Raw genomic sequence first — 23,539 nt, forward strand, 5'->3', positions numbered from 1 at the left:
GGATCATGTACGAAGATAGAGCGTGTATTCATTTTTTGAAAGCTGCATCCAACGTATACAAGGGCAGATTTTCCGGCAAAGCTGCCGGGCGCAGGCATGTGCTCTGCATCGGATAGAACGACTGTTCATCGGAGGAATCATGGAACGCCCACATCGCCTCCAGCACATGGTAGGCCAGTTCACCGCTGGCGCGGTGAGGCCGTCCGCTGCGGATAGCGTAGGCCATATCGGCAACGCCGATGCCCCGTGTATTCTCCTGGTAGCCCGGCAGCAGCGGCGCCTCTGTCCATTCCTGCTCGCCCAGCAGCCTGTAGCGAACCGGCCCTCCGAACGTGTTCGGGTCAGGCACCTGCAGCGTGCCAAGTGAACCATATACCTCAATCGGTGGCAGGGAGCTTCCACCAAAGATGTCAAAGCTGGTAATCAGCGTGCCGACAGCCCCCTGCTCGAAGCGTAGCAATCCGGCCACATGGGTCGGAATGTCGACCGGGATGGTCTGGCCTCTCTTTTTCTCGCTTGTAATCATTCGCTGGTCCAGCGCCCTGCCTGTCATGCCGGAGATGGTGGCAATCGGACCAAGCAATTGCACCAAAGCTGTCAAATAATAAGGCCCCATATCAAACATCGGGCCGCCGCCCACAGCATAATAAAATTCAGGATCGGGATGCCAATGTTCATGTCCACGGCTCATCATGAAGGCCGTAGCGGCTACCGGCCTGCCAATGACCCCGTCCTCAATCAGCTTCAATGACGTCTGTATGCCGGAGCCGAAGAAGGTCTCCGGTGCGCAGCCAACAAGCAGTCCCTTGCGGCGGGCCAGCTCCAAGACTGCCTGGCCCTGCTCACGGGTGACTGCAAGCGGCTTCTCTACATAGACATGCTTGCCTGTCTCAAGAGCTCTGAGGCACACGTCGGCGTGAACGGCCGGAATGGTCAGATTAATGATGAGTTCGATCTCTGGATCAGCCAGGATCTCGTCTACCGAATATACGTTCGGAACGTTGTACGCTGCTGCCTGCTCCTTAGCCCGGCCTTGGTCCAGATCCGCTACTGCGGACAGCTCCAGAATGTCGAAGCGATGGCAATTTTCCATGTAAATTCCGCTGATTTTACCACAACCGATAATGCCCACCTTCATTTTGTTCATGCCTGGACTCCCTTCACCTTCAAAAAATGGATAATGGAATTTCCTACTGCATCCGAACCATCCTGTCCACGCTACCGCTGCTGGTTGTCTGCCATGCCAGTATAAGCATCTGCCAGGGAGCTTCCCCGGGCAGCCGCCGTCTGTTTGCCTGCTGCCGCCCACAGGAACCCGCTGCGCATCATCTCGGTCACTTGAGGCATATCTATGATATCCGCGTGATGTCCCAGCGAATTGTAGAAGACGCGGCCGTTCCCCCAGCGCTTCGTCCATACAACGGGCATATCCACCAGCCCGTTGGCTGAATGTGGTCCCGGTACGACCGGGAAGCGTGTGGTTGCCAGCACTTCAACCGCCGGGTCTACGTGGAGGTAGTACTGCTCGCTTTTGACCTGAAAATCCTCAATATGGTCCAGCAGCGGGCTGGAGCCGCGCTTCATGTTCACCATATACTCCACCCCGTCATTGCCGGGATGTGCAACCCATTGCCCGCCTGTCATGAACTGCCAGTCCACATTGTTCCGGAAGGCATCACACATGCCGCCATGGCAGCCTGCCAGGCCTACGCCGCTCTGAACTGCTGCCGAGACATTATTGACCAGCTCCTGCTCAATCTGTCCCATGGTCCACAACGGAACGATCAGGTCCAGGCCTAGCAGCTTCTCCGCATCCTGGTAGGCTTCAAGGCTATTAGACACCTCCACCTCGAATTGCTCTTCCTTCAGAATCCGTTCAGAAATGGCCGCCACCTGTTCCGGCTCATGTCCGTCCCATCCGCCCCATACAATCAGTGCCTTGCTCATCTGTAATCCACTCACCTTTCGGAATGTGATAGTTATATTACATTTCTTCAATGGATACCCAGCGGCGCTCCTCTATGGATCGTTCCACTGCTTCAAGCACGGCCTGACAAGCGACCCCGTCGTGGAAGTTCGGTACAGGCTGCCGTCCCTCGGAGATGGCACTCATCAGCTCAAGCATCTCGTGGGTGAAGGTATGCTCGAATCCGATCGTATGTCCCGCAGGCCACCAGGCCTCGGAGTACTTGTGTGCCGGATCGGTGGCGAGCACGCGGCGGAAGCCCTGAACGTCCTCCTCATCTTGCGTGAAATACACTTCCAGTTCGTTCATTCGTTCAAAGTCAAACCGCACACTGCCCAGACTACCGTTGATCTCGAATGAATTGGTGCTCCGGTGTCCAGCCGCAAACCGTGTGGCCTCGAAGCTGCCCAGCGCACCTTCGGCGAAGCGTGCCAGGAACAGCGTGGCATCATCGACCGTCACTTCTCCCATCGGCGCATTCGCCCCGGCGCTGCCCTTGGCGCTCAATCCGGTCATCTCCGAAGCCAGCGGGCGCTGCTTGATGAACGTCTCGCTCATACCGATCACTTCATGGAACTCGCCGACCAGGAACCGGGCGAGATCAATCAGATGGGCGCCAAGATCACCATGAGAGCCAGAACCTGCCACTTCCTTTTGCAGCCGCCACACCAGCGGGAAGGACGGGTCCATGATCCAGTCCTGAAGGAAAAAGGCACGGAAATGATAGATTTTGCCCAGGCGACCGCTCTCGACTAGCTGCTTAGCCAGTTGGACAGCCGGAGAGAAGCGGTAGTTGAAGCCGATCATATGTCTGACACCCGCTTCCTCCGCTGCCTGTAGCATGTCACGGGAATCCGCCAGCGAGAGCGCAAGCGGCTTTTCACAGAACAGATGCTTGCCATGGAGGGCAGCCTCAACGACAATTTCCTTATGGGCATTACTCGGGGCGTTGATGTCAATGAGATCAATATCGTCACGTTTCACCAGATCACGCCAATTGGTAACGCTTTCGGTCCAGCCGAACTGGCGGGCAGCCGCCTGAACCCCCTGCTCGTTGCGTCCACAGATGACGGACATCTCCGGCTGCAGCGGGGCACCCGGGAAGAACATGGGCAGGCTACGGTAAGCGTTGCTGTGAGCCTTGCCCATAAATTTGTAGCCAACCATTCCGATACGAAGCCGATTAGACATGTCGTTATCCTCCTTATGGGTCTGAGTTCCAGCGAATTGTTGACGAATGCGGCTATTGACGAATGGATGATGCCCTGATAATCAACTCTGTGGACAGAAGCTCTCTTATCGAGGCGCGTCCGGTCAGTTCCAAGGCTGAAATGCGGTCCAGAGGATCCGGTATAAGCTTCGAGGCCGCAAGCACCCCCATCTCATAAAAAGGAACGCGGACACTGCTCAGCGGCGGAACGGCCATCTCGGCCACATCCGAATCGTCATAGCCAATGAACGCCGGGAACCGGTCAACTCCCAGTCCGAGCTCGCGCAGACCCTGCATCACCCCGATGGCCATTCGGTCGTTCGCCGCAAATACGGCGTCAATATCATTCAGCCTGCCAGCGATTGTAGCCGACGCTTCGAGCCCGCTTCGACGGCTGTAATTGCCCTCCAGAAGCAACTCGCGATCATATTCAATACCGGCATCCTGAAGCGCGGTGCGGTATCCCTTCAATCGCTCTGTACTGTTGGAATAGATATCCGGGCCGTTGAGAAAGGCAATCCGCTTGCATCCCTGCTCAATGAGGTGACTTACAGCCGTCCGGCTTCCCTCCACATGGTCTGCATCCACTTCACAGAACGATTGTCCTGCAAAATGGTGATTCATGACGCAGAACGGACGCCCTTCTTCCTGAAGTCTCTTCAGCGCTTCCAACTCATCGTGGTCATCTCTGGCCCCAAGGATGATACAGGCATCGACCTTTTGCTGGCGGAAAAGACCGCTGTAATCCATCTTTTCCCCCGGCTTCCGGAACAATAGTAGCAGATCGAGCCCGCTGTCCCTGGCCTTGCTTCCGATGCCGCTCAGCATCTCGGAGAAAAAATAGGCTGAGAACAGGTGCGCCTTCGGTACATAAGGCATAACCACGCCAAGATGGCCGCTCTTGCTTCGGGCAAAGTTGCGGGCCAGCGCGCTGGGAACATATCCAAGCTGATTGGCGGCGTCCTGGACCCTTCTCCGGGTCTCTTCCTTGATGGGACCTGCCGCGTTCAATACCCGCGACACCGTCGCTTCAGACACGCCAGCGAGCTTTGCTACTTCCTTGCGCGATACGATATTGCCCACCTCCAGTCATTTTGTGTACGCGCGTACATTTTCTCATGCAGCCCTGCCTCTGTCAATCCCACTTTCTTTAGTAAAATTTTGATCGCAGCTGTACAACTATAGCTACTTCAGGATTTTGCAAAATTCAACTCCAGCCGTTCCATTACAGGCCGCTTCCCGGATTTTTGCAAAATCCTTACTTAAGAAAGAAGTTATTTGCTAAACGTAACCAATTGCTTATCGTTTATTAATATAGTTAATAAATACATTAAGTATTTAATAATAATATTGACCATGATATTTATGGTGTGTTATATTAAATTCGTAAATGAGCATTTTGCAACAATCCCAAGAGCGATTTCAAATCAGCAATATATAGATCGAAACGGTTTAGTTCGTCTATCTATTGTACTTTCGACCGTTGGGAATCGAATGATGCAAAATGCTGAAATAAAACGGCTTGTTAGTTTTAGAGGTACAACGGATTTTATTTTCGCATTCAGAGAGGATGGTTTAGGTGGCAGCAGCTGTAAAAGCAAAAATGATTGTAGACAAGTCATTTCGTATTGCTGAAGTCGATAAACGCATTTATGGTTCTTTTGTAGAGCATCTCGGGCGTGCTGTATATGGCGGTATTTATGAGCCTACTCATTCAACTAGTGATGAAAGCGGTTTCCGTAATGATGTAAAAGAGCTGGTGAAACAGCTTGATGTTCCTATTATACGTTATCCGGGCGGCAATTTTGTATCGGGTTACAATTGGGAAGATGGTGTCGGTCCTGTCGCGTCCAGACCTAGACAGCTAGAGCTGGCGTGGAGAACGGTCGAGCCGAATGAAGTGGGTACGAACGAATTTTTCAAATGGGCGAAAGATATCGGTTCAGAGGTTATGATGGCGGTTAATCTGGGTACGCGCGGGATTGATGCGGCACGTAATCTGGTGGAATATTGTAACCATCCGGGCGGTTCCTACTGGAGTGATCTACGCCGCAGTCACGGTGTAGAGCAACCGCACAAGATTAAAACCTGGTGTCTCGGCAACGAAATGGATGGCCCATGGCAGATCGGACACAAGACAGCGGAAGAGTATGGTCGCCTTGCGGTAGAGTCCGCAAAAGCAATGAAGCTGATTGACCCTGACATTGAGCTTGTATCATGCGGCAGTTCCAGTTCGACAATGCCGACGTTCCCTGAATGGGAAGCGACGACACTGGATCATACCTATGAGGTAGCCGACTATATTTCTCTGCATCAATACTATGGCAACCACGACAATGATACGGCCAATTATTTGGCACGTTCCATGGATATGGACCATTTTATTCATACAGTTATTTCGACCTGTGACTATATCAAAGCGAAGAAGCGCAGCAAGAAAAAAATGATGCTCAGCTTCGACGAATGGAATGTGTGGTACCACTCCAACGATGCGGACAGCAAAATTGATCCGTGGTCTGTGGCGCCGCCGCAGCTTGAGGATATTTACAACTTCGAGGATGCGCTGCTGGTGGGCAGCATGCTCATTACGTTCCTGCGTCATGCTGACCGTGTGAAAATGGCTTGCCTTGCCCAATTAGTCAACGTTATTGCGCCAATCATGACTGAAAATAATGGAAAGGCATGGAAACAGACTATTTTCTATCCGTATCTGCATGCATCCCGTTATGGTCGCGGTGTATCGTTGATGCCCGTGGTGGACTCGGAAAAATACGATTCCAAGGATTTCACAGACGTTCCTTATCTGGATAGCGCTGTGGTCTATGATGAAGAGGGAGACGCTCTGACCGTCTTTGCGGTAAACCGTCACTTGTCCGAGTCGTTGGAGCTGACGGTGGATGTGCGCAGCTTCGAAGGCTATCGCATTGTGGAGCATACGGTGCTGGAGCATGACGATCTCAAAGCGACCAACAGTCCGGCAGGAGAAAAGGTTACCCCTCATAACGGCGGTAATGCCAAGCTCGACGATGGCATTGTCAAAGCTCATTTGGGCAAAGCCTCGTGGAACGTAATCCGTCTCGCCAAGTCTCAATAATCCGTGTTCTGCAAAAGGTACAGTCCAGGCTGTACCTGAAAAAGCCCGCATTCTCTCTTGTATGGGTATACAGGAGCAGCCATGCGGGCTCTTTGTATAAAATGAGCCATTTGTCCCTCAGCAGATATAGCGATACAAGAACAGGCTGATTTTTAAATAAAAATTATTTTAATTACTAAATTTAACTAAGCGAAGATGATACTTATTAACTATACACTCATATTACATACATTTTTATGAAGTTAATTAGACCCATTTACGATCAGCCAAGGTGAAAAAAGACCCTATTATAGCGTTGTCAACGTATTGATATCTGAAATGCAGGGTGTACAATCCGTCTGTAATCCACGTTATAATTTACATGATGGTTTATTCAAAAGCCAAGGATTGTCGTAGCATTTCCAGAAAGGAATGATCTGTATGAGTCAAACGAACGAATATCGTTTTCAGGTGAACTTGGGCGGGATGATTGATATTTTGGCCAATCATTTATATAGCAGCCCACGCGTGTTTATACGCGAGGTACTGCAAAATGCAACAGACGCAATTACGGCTCGCAAGGAGCTAGGGGAGACTGCTGCTGAAAGTAAAGGATTTGAAGGTAAAGTGACCGTGGAGTTATCTGGCTCCGGTGAACAACAGGTTTTGATGATTCAGGATAACGGCATTGGACTGTCGGAAGAAGACATCCACCGCTTTCTGTCGATCATTGGCCAGTCTTCGAAGAAGGGGGCAGATTTACTGGCCTCGGAGACATCATTTATCGGGCGATTTGGGATTGGCTTGCTGTCTTGCTTTATGGTGAGCGATGAAATTGTGGTGCTGACGCGTTCAGTAAAGGAAGGCATCTCCATGGAATGGAGAGGGAAACCGGACGGAATGTATACGATCCGTCGATTGGAGACTGAACTGCCTGTAGGCACGCAAATTTATTTGCGCTGCAAGCCGGGGAGCGAGTTTTATTATGAGCCAGCTCAGGTGGAGGAGTCTCTATTTTATTATGGGGCGTTGCTGCCATATCCGGTCATGCTGTCTGTAGACGGGGAGACCAGGCGCGTCAATCTTCCATCTACCCATTGGATGCAGGACCCGGAACAATTGCGCAGTCGTCGCGGTGAGGTGCTGGACTTGGGCTATCGCCTGATGGGTGAGCGCTTTGGCGATTTTATTCCACTGCGGACGGCATCGGGCAGAACAGGCGGGATTGCATTCATTTTGCCGCGTAGCATTAATCTCAACAGCAAGCGGCTGCATCGGGTGTATCTGAAGCATATGCTGGTGTCCGACAAAGCAGAAAATGTATTGCCGGAGTGGGCTTTTTTCATTAAAAGCCTGATCTGGACAGATGAATTGCAGCCGACGGCATCACGTGAGTATTTTTATGAAAATGAGCAGCTTGACGGTGTTCGTTCTGAACTGGGAACCTGTATTCGGCAAGAGCTGCTACGCATGGCGGAGTATGAGCCAGACCGCTTGCAGCACTGGATTCGTTTGCATGAGCTTTCCATGAAGGCGCTCGCGGTGGAGGATGATGAATTTCTGCGGATTATGCACCGCTGGTTTTCCTTTGAAAGTACATTTGGGCGGCGGGAGCTGAGTGAACTGATCCGCGAGGCGGGCGGGCGTCCGCTCCATTACACATCGACGGTTGATGAGTATCGCCAGATTACCCATGTGGCGGCGGCGCAATCCATGCTGGTGATCAATGGCGGCTATATTTACGATACGGAAATTTTGGAAAAGCTGCATTGGATCGACCCTGCTCTGCAAGCCGAGCGGCTTAGTCCCGAGGATGTATCTCTTTCATTTACCGGGCTGACGCAGGAAGAGCGCGAGCAGTATTACAGCGTGCTGCGCGTCATGGATGCTGCTTTGCAACCGATGCGCTGCCGTACTGAATTGAAGCGTTTTGAGCCTGCGAGCTTGCCTGTGCTATATACCATTTCGCAGGATGCGCTAACCTTGCGTTCAATGGAAAACACCGTCGAAGAAACAACGGCGCTTTTTTCCAATGTACTCGATAGTCTGAAAGCCGGGGTCCAGCAGAATGCGGGCTACTCGACCTTATATTTTAATCTGAACAATCCGGTGGTGGCGCGTATTTTTGAGGCTACCGATACACAGATGATTACGGCTGCAACGGAAATGATGTATGTGAACGCACTTATGATGGGCCACTATCCGATGAATCGGAGTGAGTTGGGGCTGATGAACCGGAGTGTGCTGCATTTTATCAATTGGGGATTAGGGAACGGACAGAACATGTAATTGCATAATTACAGGAGGCTAGTCGAATGGAAGATACGATATATGATTTGATGGAACAGGCGCAGGATCTGCCCGGTGGGGCGGCAAAGCTGGCGATTTTGGAGGAAGCGGCCCGCTTGGCGGATGCTTCCGGTTTGAAGGAGCTCGCCTACGAAGTCCGGGGAGAAATTGTGGACTGCGCTATTTTTAATGGATATCCGTTGAAGGCGCTGATCGCTTTTTCGTGGCAACTGGGTCAATTTGATCAAACCCCCGACGAATATGATGAGCAAGAGTTGCTGTGGACTTATAAATGGATTCTCGGCAAGGTGTGCAGCTTTCCCAATATACCGAAAACCCAGGTGGAGGATCTTGTCGAGGATATGCGCAAACGTTATGCCGAATACGGGTATAATGAGCGTCCGTATCAATACTATAAGTTCCGTATCGCGATGGATATGGGGAGACTGGATGAAGCACGCCAGTATCTGGATACCTTTCGTACGATTGAACGGGATAGCATGAGTGATTGTGAAGCCTGCGAGCAGAGCCAGATCGTACGGTTTTACTATTTGACCGGAGAGGACGAGCAGGCGCTTTCCGTGGCCAAACCGATTTTGTCGGGACGGATGACATGCGCGGAAGTGCCGCATGTGACGCTCTCACAGGTGCTATTGCCGCTTTACCGTCAAGGGGAAGCAGACAAGGCGAAGGATCATCATCGTAACGGGTATCGCCTGGTTCGGGATGACCGTGATTTTCTGAAAACCATAGCGGAGCATATCGAGTATTTGGCGGTTGCGGACCCGGTTAAGGGAATTGAAGTGGTAGAGCGTCATTTGCATATGGCGCTGGATTATGAGAGCGGGCTGGAACAAATGTATTTTTACGCGGCAATGGTAGGTCTGCTGCAAAAGCTCGATGCTTCGGGTGATAGTAGATTGATCCGTCTGCCTGCTTCTTTGGAGTGGGGCAAAGAGGAGCGTACGCTGACAGAAATTATTGCGTATTTCAGACCACTGGCAGAGTCGGCGGCAGCAGCATTTGATCGACGGAACGGGAATACGTTTTATACCGATTGGATCGGGAAAATTGTTCAAACCGCGTAGAAGAAGACGCACCAGTAACGAACATTTTATACAGCCCAAACAATGAGGCGGTATAATGTTCCTGTGAAATGACAGGAGGGGTTATGTAGTGACTGTAACCGAGAAAGTTATTAATTTTGCACATCGCGGTGCTTCGGGTGTATGCCCTGAAAATACGATGGCGGCGTTCCGCCACGCTTTGGAGCTGGGGGCAACCGGCATAGAGACGGATGTGCAGCGTACCCGGGATGGGCATTTGGTGCTTATTCACGATGAATCGCTGGAACGCACGACAGGTTCCCCGCTGGATGTACGCGATATTACACTGGAAGAACTGAATGGGTTAGATGCAGGCGGCTGGTTTGATGAGAAATTCCGGGGTGAGCGTGTGCCGCTGCTGGATGAACTGCTGGAGCTGGCGCAGGCTTCGGATGCAATCATTAATCTGGAATTGAAAAATAGCATTTACCTCTATCCCGGTATGGAGGAAGAGGTGATTGCCGCTGTACGGCGTTTCGGTTTAGAGGAGCGGGTGATTATCTCCAGCTTCAATCATGAATCACTGGCGCTCTGTGCGCAATTGGCCCCTGAGATCAGGACGGGAGCGCTGTATATCGAGATTATGGTTCGCCCGGCGGAGTATGCAAGCCGATTCGGGGTCACAGCACTGCATGCTTACAAGCATTCCGTCACACCGGAGGGAGTATCTGAGGCACTGGCAGCAGGTGTAGTCTATCACCCGTGGACAGTGAATGAGCCGGAAGAAATGAAGCGGCTGCTGGAGGCGGGGGTGAGTGGTATTATCACCGACTACCCTGATCGCTTGGCATCTCTATTGGCTGTCCGCTCTTCCTAAGCCGACGCCGAAGATACCACGGAACTGCGACTAAGATTCGCAGGGACATGAGTGTGGCTATTTTTTTGAAGCCAAAAGACTCTCCTGTACGCACTCGTTTTTACGAGGCGAAGGAGAGTCTTTTTTGGGCTTGAGCTGAAGAATATATCATCACAATGATCTTGTTTCCTTTCTATTTGACGCCGAGCCGCATACGATAGCTGAACAGGATATCCAGTGTTCTGTCCTGAAAATGATCTTCTACGAGCTTCACAAAGCGGGCCAAATCTTCATCAAGCGCTCGATTGCCGAGTTTGAATAGCGTTTGTATACCGCCTTGACTAAGAACAAGCCCTATATAACGAGCTGCGTCACACTGCTCATGGTTATGGAAGACAATCTCCCGGGTATATCGGAATTGTCCGCTGCGCTGTAGATTAGGCAAATGCTGTTCCTTGCTCCATTTATGGGCTTGCTGCTCTACAGGTGCTTCCCGATTCAGAATCTCATCTGCTTTGGCGATCAGCTGTACATAAGCTTGGTCTATCCCCCATTGCAGCACCGGAGGCCAATCGCAGTCAAAGGCAGCGAATACCCCGCCCTGAGCCAAAACTCTGCCCGCTTCCCTGAGCGTGCTGTCGGGGTCCATCCAGTGAAAGGATTGAGAGCAGGTGATGACGTCTACAGTTCCATCCTCAAAGGGCAGGTTGTTGGAGAACCCGCTTTTGAAGGAGATGGTGCCTGCAGTTATCGCTCCTGCTGTCTCCAGTTTGCGCTGCGCTTTTCCTCTCATGTCCGGGTTGGGCTCGATGCCGACAATTTGCCGGGCCGTCTCTTTCCAAATGAAAGTCGAAAGCCCTGTTCCACAGCCAATATCGGCCACAAGCTCCACTTTTCGTTCCAGATAGCGGGTAATGATCTCGACAACGAGCGACGGTGCTTCCGGACGGTGTTGGTCGTAGTCATCGGCAAAGCCGTTGAAACGGTCTACATTACTTTGCAAATTCCCCTCAGGTATCATATGGACTTCTTCCTCCCTGATTTCGGCGGACAGCCGAGCATATTCCGATGGTACTGTACTTTTACATTGTACAGGTTTATGTGTTTATCCATCTACTCTTGTGGTTCCACAACATGGATCAGATATCAGAATATGCACAGGAAGAGGGGATAGGTGCAATCCTGTGTGCCTAATTTATCGTGAAGCCAGTGCCCACTCGCGCATCATGGAATCAAGCATTGGACGAAGATCCTCGCGCTGCATACCCATGTGGAGTACGGCTTCCAGGTATCCTGCTTTATCACCGATATCATAACGTGTGCCTTCCAGTTCTAGTGCCAGAAGTTGGTTCTGTAATGCTACCTGATGGAGGGCATCTGTCAGTTGATATTCGCCGCCCGCACCAGTGGACAGATTCTCCAATATTGAGAAAATGAAAGGCTCCAATACATACCGCCCAATGACCGCTTGCCGTGAAGGGGCCTCCGCAGAGGATGGTTTTTCAACAAGTCCACCGACTTCATGAATAAGACCGTTCTGATGGATGGGGTCAATAATGCCGTATTTACTTACATCCTGTTCTTCCACTGTGCGTACGCCGACCACTTGCTTGCCAGTCGCTTCGTAGACATCCATCATTTGGCGAATCGCCGGAGTGGAGGAATTCATAATATCATCGCCCAGCAACACAGCGAATGGCTCATCACCAATAAACTGACGGGCACAACGTACCGCATGTCCCAAACCGAGGGGTTCCTTTTGGCGGATATAGTGAATGACTGCTTTGCCCCCGATGCTTTGAACCTCGCGCAGAAGATCATACTTGCCTTTGCTCTCTAGCACTTGCTCCAGTTCTACGGACTTGTCAAAATGATCCTCGATGGCTTTTTTATTACGTCCAGTCACGATAATGATGCTTTCAATCCCGGATTTGATGGCCTCTTCTACAATATATTGAATAGCTGGTTTATCGACAATCGGAAGCATCTCTTTAGGTAAAGCTTTAGTAGCAGGTAAAAAACGAGTTCCTAATCCGGCGGCAGGAATAACGGCTTTTGTAATTTTTTTCATAGAGATTCACTTTCCTTTCGAGATGGGGAACCGAATACCCAGTATCGGCTCCCGATATAGTTGATAATCATTCCGGCTGCGGTGGCGATCAGCTTGCATACGGCAAGCGGTAGCTCGGTTCCACTGTGAAGCATTTGTAATAATAAGGAGGTCAGTCCCAATACGATCAGGTTGATGACGATAAATTTAGGCAATTGACGTTTATGAGTATCGGGTGCTGGTTGTTTGTTGAATGTCCATTTGCTGTTCAAAATGTAACTGTTGGCTGTGCCGCAGCTATATGAAATGATCTGCGACAACACAACCGGAACTCCGGCCCAAGCCAGCAGCATGAAAATGATATAATCTACGCCCGTATTCACCAGTCCTACCATGCCAAAACGGATCATAGGGAGTAGCTGGGCCATGCGGCTTTTCATAGGTTATGCTCCGTGACCGGATTTAGGTCCGGTATATACTGCGCTGTTGCCGCGTACTGTGCGGCTGGCGGATATTAGGCTGTCACGGGAACCTTGCATGTACAGGGATTCACATTGTTCAGGGGCCTTCATGGCATGGGTCGGGCCGTTTTCGTATTGTCCACCCAGATGTTCACGGACAATGTAGAGCGGGCGGGCTTTGGTTTCGTCATAAATCCGTCCAACATATTCACCCATGATACCGAGAATGATCAGGATCACTCCGTCAAAAATCAGGCTGATGCTAATCATGGACGACCAGCCCTTCATGACATAGGAATCGGTGAAAAAGTTGAGAAACAATACGTACATCAAATACAGGAAGCCGGACATGGACAGGAGTGCGCCGATATAACCTGCCAGCTTGAGCGGTTTAATGGAAAAGGATGTGATTCCGTCCAGACTGAGCTTGATCATGCGTTTCAGCGGATACTTGGTTTCACCTGCGAGCCGCTCATCGCGCTCATATTCAACAGCCGTCTGCTTGAAGCCGATCCAGCTAACGAGTCCACGGACAAACCGATTATTTTCCGGCAGCCGTTTCAATTCGTCTATTACCTTGCGATCCATCATGCGGAAATCGCCGGTGTCTACCGGGATATTAATATCCGTCGATGCTTTCAATACACGGTAGAAGAGACTGGCAGACCACTTTTTGAAGCGGGTTTCGCCATTGCGTTTCAGCCGTTTGGCGTAGACTACCTCATAGCCTTCCTTCCATTTGTTGGCCATCTCAACGATCAGTTCCGGCGGGTCCTGGAGGTCGGCGTCAATAACGACGACCGCCTCTCCCACCGCATAATCCATCCCGGCGGTAATCGCTAGCTGATGACCGAAATTACGGGAGAAATCAATCAATACTATGGTATCGTCTCTGAGACTGAATTCCTTGATCAACTGGACGCTGCGGTCCGAACTGCCGTCATTTACGAATATCAGTTCGTAGGGCTCGCCCATCGAGCCCATGACTTGTTTCAGCCGCCGATAGGTTTCGGTAATGACGGCTTCCTCGTTGTACATCGGAATAACTATGGAATAACGGATTTGTTCACTCATTAGTAGTTCCTCCTTATTTAAAATGTGATTTCGTATAAAGTACCGCTTCCGCCACGTTCGTCTCCGCCAGGTCCGCCTTGACCATCCTGAGCGTTCGAGTTGCTGTTCGTGATGTCGCTTCCGCTGTCGGATGCTTCAGCATGGGTACTGGTTTCGCCAGTTGTTGTTTTCCATTCATCTGTAGGAATCACTTTGCCATGATCTTTGATCCATGCAGTGACTTCGGAGTTACCGCTATCCGGTCCACCGCCGCCTCCACCAGAAATCATGAAGTACTTCACTTGACCGCTTTCCACCAGCGCCTTGATCTTATCGACGGTATATACCGGATCGGAGGATACAAAGCCGTTCATAATAATCACTTTTTGCCCGGCTTCAATCATGTAAGGAGCGGCTGTTGAATAATTGCTTGCTGCGAAAAGGTAGGTTTCACCTGTGTTATGCTTTTGTAAATAGCTCAGCGTTTTGCTGTCCAAGCTTTGACTACCGTTTGGTCCACCCATTCCTCTGGAGCGGGTAGAAGATCTCTGTTCTCTGTCTGTGCTTGTTCCTGTGCTTGAAGTAATACCATCAGAGCTGGATTGCTCTGCATTGTTGGTTTGGTTATTCGTTTGAGTTCCTTCAGCTTGTTGCCCATTTGTACCCTGGCCTCGGTTGCCCAAATTACCTCCCGGCATTCCGCCACCGTCTCCACCGCCGCCAAATTGAGACGGTCCGGCTTGTGGAATCATGCTGTTCCCCCCGTAGGTAATTGGCGTCAATGCCCAGTACACAGGGCCGATGAACATTGCGAGTACACTTGCAATGATGGCATATCTCGTGAACTTCTCAGATTTCAATCGTGCTACTACCAGTAGCGCCGTGCCTATGATACCGAGGATCAATACGGCGATGGACCAGCCACTGCCAATGGTGTCGTTGTAATTTTGCAGGACGAACCAGCTAAACACCGAGGTTGCCAGTACCGCTGCGGGTAACAGCCAGGAGAGCCAGCCGGAACGCTCACGATATTGCTCCCATAATTCCACGAATCCGGCTCCGAAGAGCGCTGCAATTGGTGGTGCGAGCATAATCAGGTAATAATGATGGAAGAAACCGGCTACGCTGAAAAATGCAGCTACGGGAATCAGCCAGGCCAGCCAGAAGATGACCTCTTTGTGTTTTTGCGTGATATTACGGCGTCGAATGCTTGCAAGCAGACCAATTGAAGCAATCAATGCGAATGGGAGCAGCCAGCTGGCCTGACCTGACAGGGCAGCTTGGAACAACCGTAAAGGTCCCTTTTCACCAGTGCCGAACATGCCGCCACCAGAATTTCCACCAGGTCCACCCTGACCACCGCCCGGACCGCCTTGACCGTTACCGCCAAATCCGCCCGGCGGCATTTGGCCACCAGCGCCGTTGCCGTATGATGATGTGCCATCGGTACTGGAAGCGCCTGTTGTAGTGCTATCCGTTGATGTAGTTGCTTGAGCTTGATCCGAATTGGTATTGCTGCTGGTTGAAGCGTTTTGTTTCCACTCCGAGCGTTGACTGCCACCAGCGCCCCCGCCTGTTCCTTGGTTTCCCGTCAGACGGGACAGGCCGTTATAGCCAAAGGCCAGATTCAGTACGGAGTTCGTACCGCTGCTTCCCATATAAGGGCGCTGGTCTGCCGGAGTGGAGTCGACCACGACTGCCCAAGAGAGCGACACGGCCACGAGAACGACTGCCGATGCTGCCAGTGTTATCGCTTTTCGCTTCCAGTTAAACTTGGAGGCCAGCAGGTAGAAGAGTCCCAAAGCGGGAACAATCATATAGGCTTGAAGCATTTTTTCGTTAAAGGCGATACCTACGACTGCGAAAGCCCAGAGGATCGGTCCCATTTTGTGGTTTCTAATGCCTCTGAACAGCAACCATGTTGCGAGCAGTAGTGTGAAAACCAGCATCGCATCAATGTTATTGGTGCGGCTGACCGCTACTGCAATTGGTGTAGTTGCCATAGCGAAGGCGGCCAATCGAGCGGCCATCGTACCGAAGCTCGGCTTGACGAGCAGGTAAACGAGCAATACCGACCCGACCTGAGCGAGCGCTTGCGGCAGAATAACGCTCCAGCCGTGAAGCCCGAATATATAGGCGCTCGCGGTCTGAATCCAGAACACGACGGGCGGTTTGTCTACCGTTACCGATCCGGCCGAATCGAGTGAGGCAAAGAAGAAGTTGTGAAAGTTTTCTAGCATGCTTGCTACGGCCGTCGTGTAGTAGGTGTTAACATATTTGTCTTGCCAGATGTTGTATCCGTTCAAAATCGCGGATATCAGCATGATGATGATGAGGGGGACGTCCGCCCTGCTCTTGAACCATTTCTTAATCATGTACATTCCACTCCCTGTGAAATTTCTTTGTATTTTCCGTTGCACTAGCCGCTATCTTCAGGACTGTGGAATGATCAGCCACTTCCGATCTTGGGCCCGGTGAACTACCGGCTTGCTATTATCATGCCTGACGTAGCTGAAATGGTTATGAGCGCTCCCTGAATGTTAGCTGAAAGCTGGATAGGGATGCTTTTTTTACGTAAATATTCAGGTATATTAGATACAGGTGAAGATGAATCGATCTTTTATTAAGAAAAAAAGTGGTTTCATGAAAGGGAAGATAACCGATGAATCCGATACACGGGGTTAAAATTATGCTAGCGGACGATGAGCCGCACATTTTGCAATTTTTGGAGCTTGGGCTGATTAATGAAGGCTATGAGGTTAAAACAGCTGAAAACGGCAGTGATGCACTGGATTTAGCAAAAGAGTTTCGCCCGCATGTTGCAGTGCTGGATGTTATGATGCCTGAAATGAACGGCTTTGAGGTATGCCAATGTCTCAAGGAGACAGAGGATAACATTGCAGTTATTATGCTGACAGCCAAGGATGATGTGGATGATCGGGTAAAAGGATTAAAACTGGGCGCGGACGATTATGTCGTGAAGCCCTTTAGTTTTAATGAACTGCTGGCCCGGATTGAAGCGCGTCTGCGCAATCAGTTTCCCGATCTGCTCGGAGAAGTGGTTCACGGACCCTTTCAGGTGGATGATCGACGAAAGGAAATTCGCTACCAAAATCAGGTGCTGGAGCTGTCGCCTACCGAATATGAACTATTGAAGTTTTTGGTGTTGAATCACGGGATTGTTCTTAGTAAAAGTCGAATTCTGGATCGAGTATGGGGGTACGATTTTGGGGGCGAGGACAATATTGTCGAGGTGTATATTCGCTCCTTACGTGAAAAGCTCAAAGACAAGGAGCATCGGGTCATTCGTACGCTGCGTGGTGTTGGGTACCGGGTGGACTTGCTATGAAGGCGGCGGGGAAAAGTCGGAGAAGAACTGCGCTCCGTTCTCTCCGCTCCCAGCTTTTGGCCAGAACGTTGCTTATTTTGGCTCTGCTGCTCGTCTTGATTGGATTTTTACAATATTTCCTGATGAAGGATTTTCTGTATCGCAGTCGGGCGGATGCGATGGGTACGCAGTTAGGTTCAATTCCTGCCGATTTATTGATTAAAGATTCGCAGGAGAAGAGCGGAAGCTCCACCCCCAAAGAAGGAACCAATCGGAAGGATAACCGACCGAGGCCGTTTCTGTTTTGGCCGGATATGTCGCTTGCTTCCATAGATACAGCTGGAGCCTTTACGAGCCTGTCTAACGAAAATGGACTTACGCCGCCGAGGCTCACCACTCCGCAGTATATTTCGATGCAGCAAAACAAGCACATGCGTTATGGCTATCAATTGCTCACGGATGCCCAAGGGAACGAGCAACTGGTCGTATTCCGTCCGCTCGGTCCGCCTGACCATTCGAATGGGCTGCTTCAAATGGGTGTATCCACAACTTCCATGCAAGAGCAGCTGATTAACCAGTTGCGCACCTTCATTTTGCTATCTCTGATTGCACTTGCAATTGGTCTGGCACTCATGCTTCCAGTGCTGCGGCGCACGTTGGTGCCTCTTTCGAGGATGGTTGAGGCGGTCAAACGCATTGATGCGGGTAATCTGGCCGAGCGCTTTGACGCAGAGCAGGGGCAGTATGAGGTGGACCGTTTGGCGGTATCCTTTAACGGGATGCTGGAACGGCTGGAGCATTCTTTTGCTGCCGAGCGTGAGTTGCAGATGCAGATGAGACGGTTTATTGCCGATGCTTCCCATGAACTGCGCACCCCGCTTACGTCAATTCACGGTTTTTTGGAGGTGCTGCTTCGTGGAGCGGCATCTAATCCTAAGCAGCTTCAATCTGCATTGGAGAGTATGTATGGTGAATCCAAGCGGATGAATAAGCTTGTCTCCGATTTACTGCTGCTGGCTAAGTTGGACCGGACGCCCGAATTGAAGCTGGAAGATATGTCGCTGGATACGTTGCTGCTGGAAATGAAGCCGCAGCTTCTGATGCTGGCGGGCAAGCGAAGAGTGATTTTTGATATGACGGCGGGTGTGAGAGTGCTGGCGGAAGGGGATAAAATCAAGCAGGTCATGCTCAACCTGTTCCATAATGCTGTTCAGCATACAGATATGGAAAGAGGTGTGATCCATGTAAACTTGTCTGCCGGGAAAAAGCTGGCGGATATTCAGATTCGGGATAACGGGCCAGGTATGAGCAAAGAGCAGTTGGAGCGGATTTTTGAACGCTTTTACCGTGGAGATGAGTCACGTACACGCAGCTCGGGCGGAGCTGGTCTTGGTCTGGCGATTACACAGTCCATTGTGGAAGCACACGGCGGGAAAATCACCGCTGCAAGTACGCCGGGAGAAGGTAGTGTATTCAAGGTTGCGCTACCGTTAGCGGGGACGGTATAACATAAAAGCAGCCTCCCGAACCGTGACGTTGTCTATAACGCGGCTCGGGAGGCTTTTGGGTTAGTTAATCAATGCAGCCTTTTGTAAAAGCACATGCAGCACCTTGGCAGATGCTTCACGCGTTGTAGGTGCATCCGGCTGGAAGTAGGAGGAGCCTTTGATGGTTTCCCCGTTGATAATGCCTGCTGCGCTCACTTTTTCAATGCTATCCTTGGCATAGCCTGCAAAAGATGAAGCATCATGATACGGTGTGCGCGCAGGGCCATCGACAGACGCTTTGATCTGGAGCAGATCTACTGCCTTGCTCAGCACGACAGCAATTTCCTGCCGACTGATGTTAGCGTTCGGATCGAATTTGTCGCCGCTGCGACCTGTGATCAATCCGGCCTCATAAGCGGCTGCCACATCGCCAGAATACCAGCTACCTGCTGGAATATCGCCGAATGGTGCGGCAGTACCCGGTGTCAGGCCAAGAGCCCGGGTTACCAAGGCTGCAAATTCCGCACGTGTCACGTTCTTCTTCGGTGAGAAGGCCGTGTCTGTGGTGCCGTTGATCAGCAGCTTGTTCGCAAGCGACTGAATCTCGGATTGAGCATACGACGATGAAATATCTTCAAAGCTAACGGGACGAGTCGCCGCTGCATACGTCGAGAAGCCCGGACGGCTTACCTTAACGACTGTTGATCCATCTGCCTGCTTGGTAAAGACGGATGGAACCGGGTAGACATTTCCGTTAGCTGTATAGAGAACACCGGCTGTATTCGGCTCAATTTGGCCAGGTACGGTGAAGGAACGACTAATGAACTGTCCTGGCGCAACTTTAAGCGGTTCGCTCTTGCCTCCAGTGACAACATTAGCTTCAAACCCTACAGGGGTGCCAATCACAGTCGCCCCTTTCAGCTTGCTCGTAAATGTGTTGCTTTCCTGTACCTGGCTGCTGATTACCACTTCAATGCCTGCACCGGCAGGAGCATTTTTCAATGCGGATATCGGCAAAGCCAGGGAAGATCCTGTGTTGCTCACAATCAGGCTGCTTCCTGCCGCAGCCTTGCCCAGTGTTGTCAGTTGGGCAGAAGTCAGCGCTGCTTTGGTCGTTTGACCCGCTTGGCTACTGGCCGACAGGACAATGGCTATTGGGCTGGAGCCTGCTGCCGTCACAGTAGCCTGCAAATCTGCATCGGTTACAGTCAGTGACTGTACATTGTTGTTAACCACGACAGTTGTGGCTACCGCTTTTACCGCCTGTCCTTGCTTCACTACGGATTGAAGTGAAGGTGCAGATGTAGCGACAGGGGTGGATGTGGTGGTTGAAGCGGAAGGTGTAGTATTACTTCTGCCGCCACCTCCACCACTTCCTCCACCGCTACTGCTGCCGGAAGCGGCACTATTGTCGACGCGAATGGCCTTCATAGCGCTGAAAAATTTAGGACCGTCAGTATTGGTCTCGACTTCGCCTTTCGCATTCAGTTCCGGCGAATTAACCTCCAGCTTATACACACCGTCCTTCAAATGCTGAATAACGGGCTGACCGCTGGCATCCAGAACAGGTTTTCCGTTAGCATCGTATTCGACATAGCTTCCGTCAATGTCCTTGAAGGAGTATGCGCCTTGCTTGAGACGGGCGTTAACTCCTTGCTCCTTAGGAGTCGTAATTCCATTAATAAGACCAATCAACTTATCATCTATGCCATATACATAGAGCGCAATTTGGTTCGTTTTATCCGTGGTCAGGCGGAAAGCGAGATCTGTTGAGCGTTGGGCACCTGTACGATTCGGGTAAATAATCGGGTTGGTTACACTCAGGTCCTGCAAGCCGAAGCCTGTAGTCGGATTTTCCTTGCCAACATGAACGACGAACGGCAGATGCAAGGTAGGTAGTCCGGCGCTTTTCAGGATGACTTCTCCCTCATATACGCCTGTAGCTGCACTTGAGCTTGGCTGCACGGACAGGAAGAACGGTTGGGATTTACCCGCTTCTGCCGAGATCGCTCCATTCGTGCCGACACCTTGCAACTGAACAGCGATATTGCTCACGTCAGGCGTGACAATCGGGTTCTTGGGATCAGAGGTTACATGATCATGCAAAATGTAGCTGGCTTCATACTGTACGCTGTTAGCGGACAGATTTTTGAGCTGCAATTGAATTTGCTTCGCATCACTGCCTGGTTTTAACACCCCGAAGCTGGCGGAAGGATTGTAGTTCACGACCTCCTGCCGATTGAAGTTCTTATCGAGAATCGTAATCTTTTCAACAGTTTCCAGCAGGGCTGGTGTCTGAATCGCATTGGCGATGTTTACAAGTCCTGCACCTTGGGAATACACATCGTATTGGATTTGATCCTCATCGTAAAGCGTATCCGACGTGTTCGCCAGAGCAGCACGGATATCGAACGGCGTCCAGTTTGGATGCTGCTGCTTCAGCAATACAGCAAGTCCGGCTACATGCGGAGAAGCCATACTGGTTCCGTTGCTACGTTTGTAAGCATGATCATAAGAAGCATCCGGATAGAACTTGGCGAAAGCAGGATAGGTTGACAAAATGCCGACCCCCGGTGCACTCACATCCGGCTTGATGCTAAGCAGCTCGTCGCCGTTCGGCCCACGGGAGCTGAATCCAGCCATCGTGTTGCCTGCATTATCTGTGCGAATATAATCCTTTCCGAAGGAGACAGAGAACTTCTCTCCGGCGTTGTCGACGAGTTGTTTAGCCAGCGCGCGACCTTCCTTACCTTTCATATCAAAGGTCGGAATAAAATCAAAGCTGTCGCCCTGGTTAGCGTTTACGTAGCTATCTAGACTCGGAATGGAGTCTGTCAAATCAGCCTGCATGATGTCAGTCGTTTTTGCTCTCCCGTTAAAAATGATTACGGCCTTTGCGCCGTTTTCTTTTGCATTTGCAATTTTATCCACGAATGCCAGGCTTCCACGTGACACGAGGACAATTTTTCCGGCTACATCTTTTCCTTCAAAATCATCAGGCTGCCCCAAATTTGCATATACCAGTTCATAAGGGGCAGTTCCCATAATTGAAGCAAAATCCTCTTGGCCTGTTCCCCAGCCCAACAGATTAAACCCGTAATGTGCATAAGCATCAGCGGTTACTGTTTTCTTCAATTCACCATTCGCTTCCCAATAGGAATCACGGGTAACTGAAGCTGTGCCTGAAAAGCTTTTGCTTGGCGAGGTTGCCGCACCGACGGAAATGGCCAACTGGGATGAGGCAGGGGAACCCATTGAATAATAATAATTCCCGTCTTGTGCCGCATTACCATTCGCAATGACAGCAACTACACCGGAAAGCACCGCATTATTGATGGCAATGGAGTCCGGGGAGTTCGGGTCCTTCTCGGAGTCTGAGCCGAGGGACAGGTTAATCACGTTCATGCCATCCTTGACAGCGCGTTCAATACCGTCAATGACCTGTGCGGAGGAACCGGAGGAACGCCCCGTCTTGGTATTACGTCCAAGTACTTTATACACGTATAAGTCCGATTTATAGGCAATACCCTTTTGTACAATATCTGCCGTTTTATTAGCGGCCTGGCCAGCAATCGTACCGGAGACGTGTGTACCGTGTGTTGTTCCGGCAAAACCTGTGCCGTACGGGTCATTCTCTTTTTCAAGGAAAGGCTCCTCGTAAGGATCATTGTCCTGCTCAAAAGAGTCATATCCACCTTTGTAAGCTGCTTTCAAATCCGGGTGCTCATAATCGATCCCGGTATCAATAACCCCGACCTTAATCCCTTCGCCTGTCAAACCTTTAGCCCAGGCTTCAGGAACGCCAATTTGATCCAGCGGTGCGTTATCATACGTTGCTTCGCTGACGGTGAGTGCTGGCGGGTCCTGTACGGGGATGGAATAATACGTTTTGTTTTCGTGGATGGATTTTACACCTGGCAGCTTTGCCAGTTCCGGAATTTTATTGGCTGGCAGCGTAATCTCCAAACCGTTAAGTACCGTATTGTACTTGTAATTCACTTGGAGCGGAATACCGTTCTGTGCTGCTTTGTCCACGAACGTTGTTTGCTCATTGACGATAGCCGATTCCGCTTTTTGCTCGGATCGTGCCGTGAAAGTCTGGTTACCCGACCGTGCCGCATATTGGTCCACGGCTAGTGGCTCACCATCAAGCTGCACGATGACTCTGACCTGCTGGGAGGAAGTGGTATTCAGCTCGGGTGAAATGAACGCCGGAGTCGCTTCGGAAGTCAAAGCTTCCTGTGCTTCTAAAAATGAACGAGTTTGCAGGTCTACGGTAGCGGCAGAACTGACAGACGGAAGAGACAAGCTTACCATCAAGGCAAGAGCGAGTGTTACGACAGGAATTTTTTTCGAAATGATCGGATTTTTCAAAGATTTCCCTCTTTTCAATCAAAATATGATTTGTCTACATACTAGGATTTGAAGTCACTGCCGAAGTTCTCACGCCTCCCTCAAGATTCAAATGAAAGAATTGACCACTGGTGACTAACTTGTCAGTTTTGAGGAATATCTTACCATGTTGGTGGGATATATTACTATATGTTTTTTATATTTTTAGAAAAAATAAGGTTAACTTCACGTGCATGTTCCATGGAAATGTTATGAATTTACTAGATTATTTTTGAAATCATTCAAAGGGGAATGGGAGAATACGAGATTTAATGATATAATCTGCATTGGAATTGTTGATATTTTATGAGGATGTAAAATGCTTAGT

At 50.5% G+C, this 23,539-nt stretch carries 16 protein-coding genes; 6 read left to right on the forward strand and 10 right to left on the reverse strand.

The features are described from left to right. Positions 1 to 28: 28 nt before the first annotated feature. The 4 genes from ABH897_RS21100 to ABH897_RS21115 all read right to left on the reverse strand — a co-directional run bounded on the left by ABH897_RS21100 (position 29) and on the right by ABH897_RS21115 (position 4,265). Positions 29 to 1,147 (reverse strand): Gfo/Idh/MocA family protein, encoded by a 1,119-nt coding sequence (locus ABH897_RS21100; protein WP_283654243.1) that lies wholly within the window; start codon positions 1,145 to 1,147, stop codon positions 29 to 31. 71 nt (positions 1,148 to 1,218) lie between these two features. Beyond that, complete coding sequence (locus ABH897_RS21105; RefSeq protein WP_283654244.1) at positions 1,219 to 1,947, reverse strand: ThuA domain-containing protein; 729 nt, start codon at positions 1,945 to 1,947, stop codon at positions 1,219 to 1,221. A 37-nt stretch (positions 1,948 to 1,984) separates the two neighbouring features. Then, positions 1,985 to 3,157: a Gfo/Idh/MocA family protein gene (locus tag ABH897_RS21110; protein ID WP_283654245.1), complete on the reverse strand. Its 1,173-nt coding sequence runs from the start codon at positions 3,155 to 3,157 to the stop codon at positions 1,985 to 1,987. 52 nt (positions 3,158 to 3,209) lie between these two features. Then, positions 3,210 to 4,265: a LacI family DNA-binding transcriptional regulator gene (locus ABH897_RS21115; RefSeq protein WP_404521666.1), complete on the reverse strand. Its 1,056-nt coding sequence runs from the start codon at positions 4,263 to 4,265 to the stop codon at positions 3,210 to 3,212. 490 nt (positions 4,266 to 4,755) lie between these two features. Between ABH897_RS21115 and arfA the strand changes: the two genes are divergently transcribed. The 4 genes from arfA to ABH897_RS21135 all read left to right on the forward strand — a co-directional run bounded on the left by arfA (position 4,756) and on the right by ABH897_RS21135 (position 10,461). Then, entirely contained in the window at positions 4,756 to 6,270 is a 1,515-nt protein-coding gene (gene arfA / locus ABH897_RS21120) for an arabinosylfuranosidase ArfA (protein ID WP_404592665.1), read from the forward strand. A 420-nt stretch (positions 6,271 to 6,690) separates the two neighbouring features. Then, positions 6,691 to 8,538 carry an HSP90 family protein gene (locus ABH897_RS21125; RefSeq protein ID WP_404592666.1) on the forward strand — a complete coding sequence of 616 codons (1,848 nt, stop codon included), beginning with the start codon at positions 6,691 to 6,693 and terminating at the stop codon, positions 8,536 to 8,538. 26 nt (positions 8,539 to 8,564) lie between these two features. Further along, on the forward strand, positions 8,565 to 9,626 hold the full coding sequence (locus ABH897_RS21130) for a hypothetical protein (protein ID WP_283654249.1): 1,062 nt from the start codon (positions 8,565 to 8,567) through the stop codon (positions 9,624 to 9,626). Positions 9,627 to 9,714: 88 nt separating this feature from the next. Then, positions 9,715 to 10,461, forward strand: coding sequence for a glycerophosphodiester phosphodiesterase (locus tag ABH897_RS21135; protein ID WP_404521641.1), 747 nt, complete (start codon positions 9,715 to 9,717; stop codon positions 10,459 to 10,461). Between the two features lie 172 nt (positions 10,462 to 10,633). Here ABH897_RS21135 and ABH897_RS21140 read toward each other — a convergent pair whose 3' ends face one another. The 5 genes from ABH897_RS21140 to ABH897_RS21160 all read right to left on the reverse strand — a co-directional run bounded on the left by ABH897_RS21140 (position 10,634) and on the right by ABH897_RS21160 (position 16,379). Further along, positions 10,634 to 11,461, reverse strand: coding sequence for a class I SAM-dependent methyltransferase (locus ABH897_RS21140; protein WP_404592667.1), 828 nt, complete (start codon positions 11,459 to 11,461; stop codon positions 10,634 to 10,636). A 174-nt stretch (positions 11,462 to 11,635) separates the two neighbouring features. Next, a complete protein-coding gene (gene galU / locus ABH897_RS21145) occupies positions 11,636 to 12,511 on the reverse strand; it encodes a UTP--glucose-1-phosphate uridylyltransferase GalU (protein WP_404592668.1) in 876 nt (291 codons plus the stop codon). Continuing rightward, positions 12,508 to 12,930, reverse strand: a complete 423-nt coding sequence (locus ABH897_RS21150) for a GtrA family protein (protein ID WP_404592669.1) — start codon at positions 12,928 to 12,930, stop codon at positions 12,508 to 12,510. The genes galU and ABH897_RS21150 overlap by 4 nt, the downstream gene beginning before the upstream one ends. 3 nt (positions 12,931 to 12,933) lie before the next feature. Further along, positions 12,934 to 14,025 (reverse strand): glycosyltransferase family 2 protein, encoded by a 1,092-nt coding sequence (locus ABH897_RS21155; protein ID WP_404592670.1) that lies wholly within the window; start codon positions 14,023 to 14,025, stop codon positions 12,934 to 12,936. A gap of 17 nt (positions 14,026 to 14,042) precedes the next feature. Then, complete coding sequence (locus ABH897_RS21160) at positions 14,043 to 16,379, reverse strand: glycosyltransferase family 39 protein (protein WP_404592671.1); 2,337 nt, start codon at positions 16,377 to 16,379, stop codon at positions 14,043 to 14,045. 287 nt (positions 16,380 to 16,666) lie between these two features. On the opposite strand from ABH897_RS21160, the gene ABH897_RS21165 reads away from it, so the two are divergent. Continuing rightward, complete coding sequence (locus tag ABH897_RS21165; RefSeq protein ID WP_283654255.1) at positions 16,667 to 17,353, forward strand: response regulator transcription factor; 687 nt, start codon at positions 16,667 to 16,669, stop codon at positions 17,351 to 17,353. After that, entirely contained in the window at positions 17,350 to 18,840 is a 1,491-nt protein-coding gene (locus ABH897_RS21170; protein ID WP_283654256.1) for a sensor histidine kinase, read from the forward strand. The genes ABH897_RS21165 and ABH897_RS21170 overlap by 4 nt, the downstream gene beginning before the upstream one ends. 60 nt (positions 18,841 to 18,900) lie before the next feature. Here the strand turns inward: ABH897_RS21170 and ABH897_RS21175 are convergent, their stop codons facing one another. Next, positions 18,901 to 23,193 carry a S8 family serine peptidase gene (locus ABH897_RS21175; protein WP_404592672.1) on the reverse strand — a complete coding sequence of 1,431 codons (4,293 nt, stop codon included), beginning with the start codon at positions 23,191 to 23,193 and terminating at the stop codon, positions 18,901 to 18,903. Between the last annotated feature and the right edge of the window lie 346 nt (positions 23,194 to 23,539).

Source organism: Paenibacillus sp. RC73, from assembly GCF_044908085.1.
GTDB classification, from domain to species: Bacteria; Bacillota; Bacilli; order Paenibacillales; family Paenibacillaceae; genus Paenibacillus; species Paenibacillus terrae_A.

What these genes read in the sequence shown, in the direction of transcription:
- ABH897_RS21100 (WP_283654243.1), bottom strand. Translation starts at nt 1,147, where the DNA reads ATGAACAAAATGAAGGTGGGCATTATCGGTTGTGGTAAAATCAGCGGA.
- ABH897_RS21105 (WP_283654244.1), bottom strand. Translation starts at nt 1,947, where the DNA reads ATGAGCAAGGCACTGATTGTATGGGGCGGATGGGACGGACATGAGCCG.
- ABH897_RS21110 (WP_283654245.1), bottom strand. Translation starts at nt 3,157, where the DNA reads ATGTCTAATCGGCTTCGTATCGGAATGGTTGGCTACAAATTTATGGGC.
- ABH897_RS21125 (WP_404592666.1), top strand. Translation starts at nt 6,691, where the DNA reads ATGAGTCAAACGAACGAATATCGTTTTCAGGTGAACTTGGGCGGGATG.
- ABH897_RS21130 (WP_283654249.1), top strand. Translation starts at nt 8,565, where the DNA reads ATGGAAGATACGATATATGATTTGATGGAACAGGCGCAGGATCTGCCC.
- ABH897_RS21140 (WP_404592667.1), bottom strand. Translation starts at nt 11,461, where the DNA reads ATGATACCTGAGGGGAATTTGCAAAGTAATGTAGACCGTTTCAACGGC.
- galU (WP_404592668.1), bottom strand. Translation starts at nt 12,511, where the DNA reads ATGAAAAAAATTACAAAAGCCGTTATTCCTGCCGCCGGATTAGGAACT.
- ABH897_RS21150 (WP_404592669.1), bottom strand. Translation starts at nt 12,930, where the DNA reads ATGAAAAGCCGCATGGCCCAGCTACTCCCTATGATCCGTTTTGGCATG.
- ABH897_RS21155 (WP_404592670.1), bottom strand. Translation starts at nt 14,025, where the DNA reads ATGAGTGAACAAATCCGTTATTCCATAGTTATTCCGATGTACAACGAG.
- ABH897_RS21160 (WP_404592671.1), bottom strand. Translation starts at nt 16,379, where the DNA reads ATGATTAAGAAATGGTTCAAGAGCAGGGCGGACGTCCCCCTCATCATC.
- ABH897_RS21165 (WP_283654255.1), top strand. Translation starts at nt 16,667, where the DNA reads ATGAATCCGATACACGGGGTTAAAATTATGCTAGCGGACGATGAGCCG.
- ABH897_RS21170 (WP_283654256.1), top strand. Translation starts at nt 17,350, where the DNA reads ATGAAGGCGGCGGGGAAAAGTCGGAGAAGAACTGCGCTCCGTTCTCTC.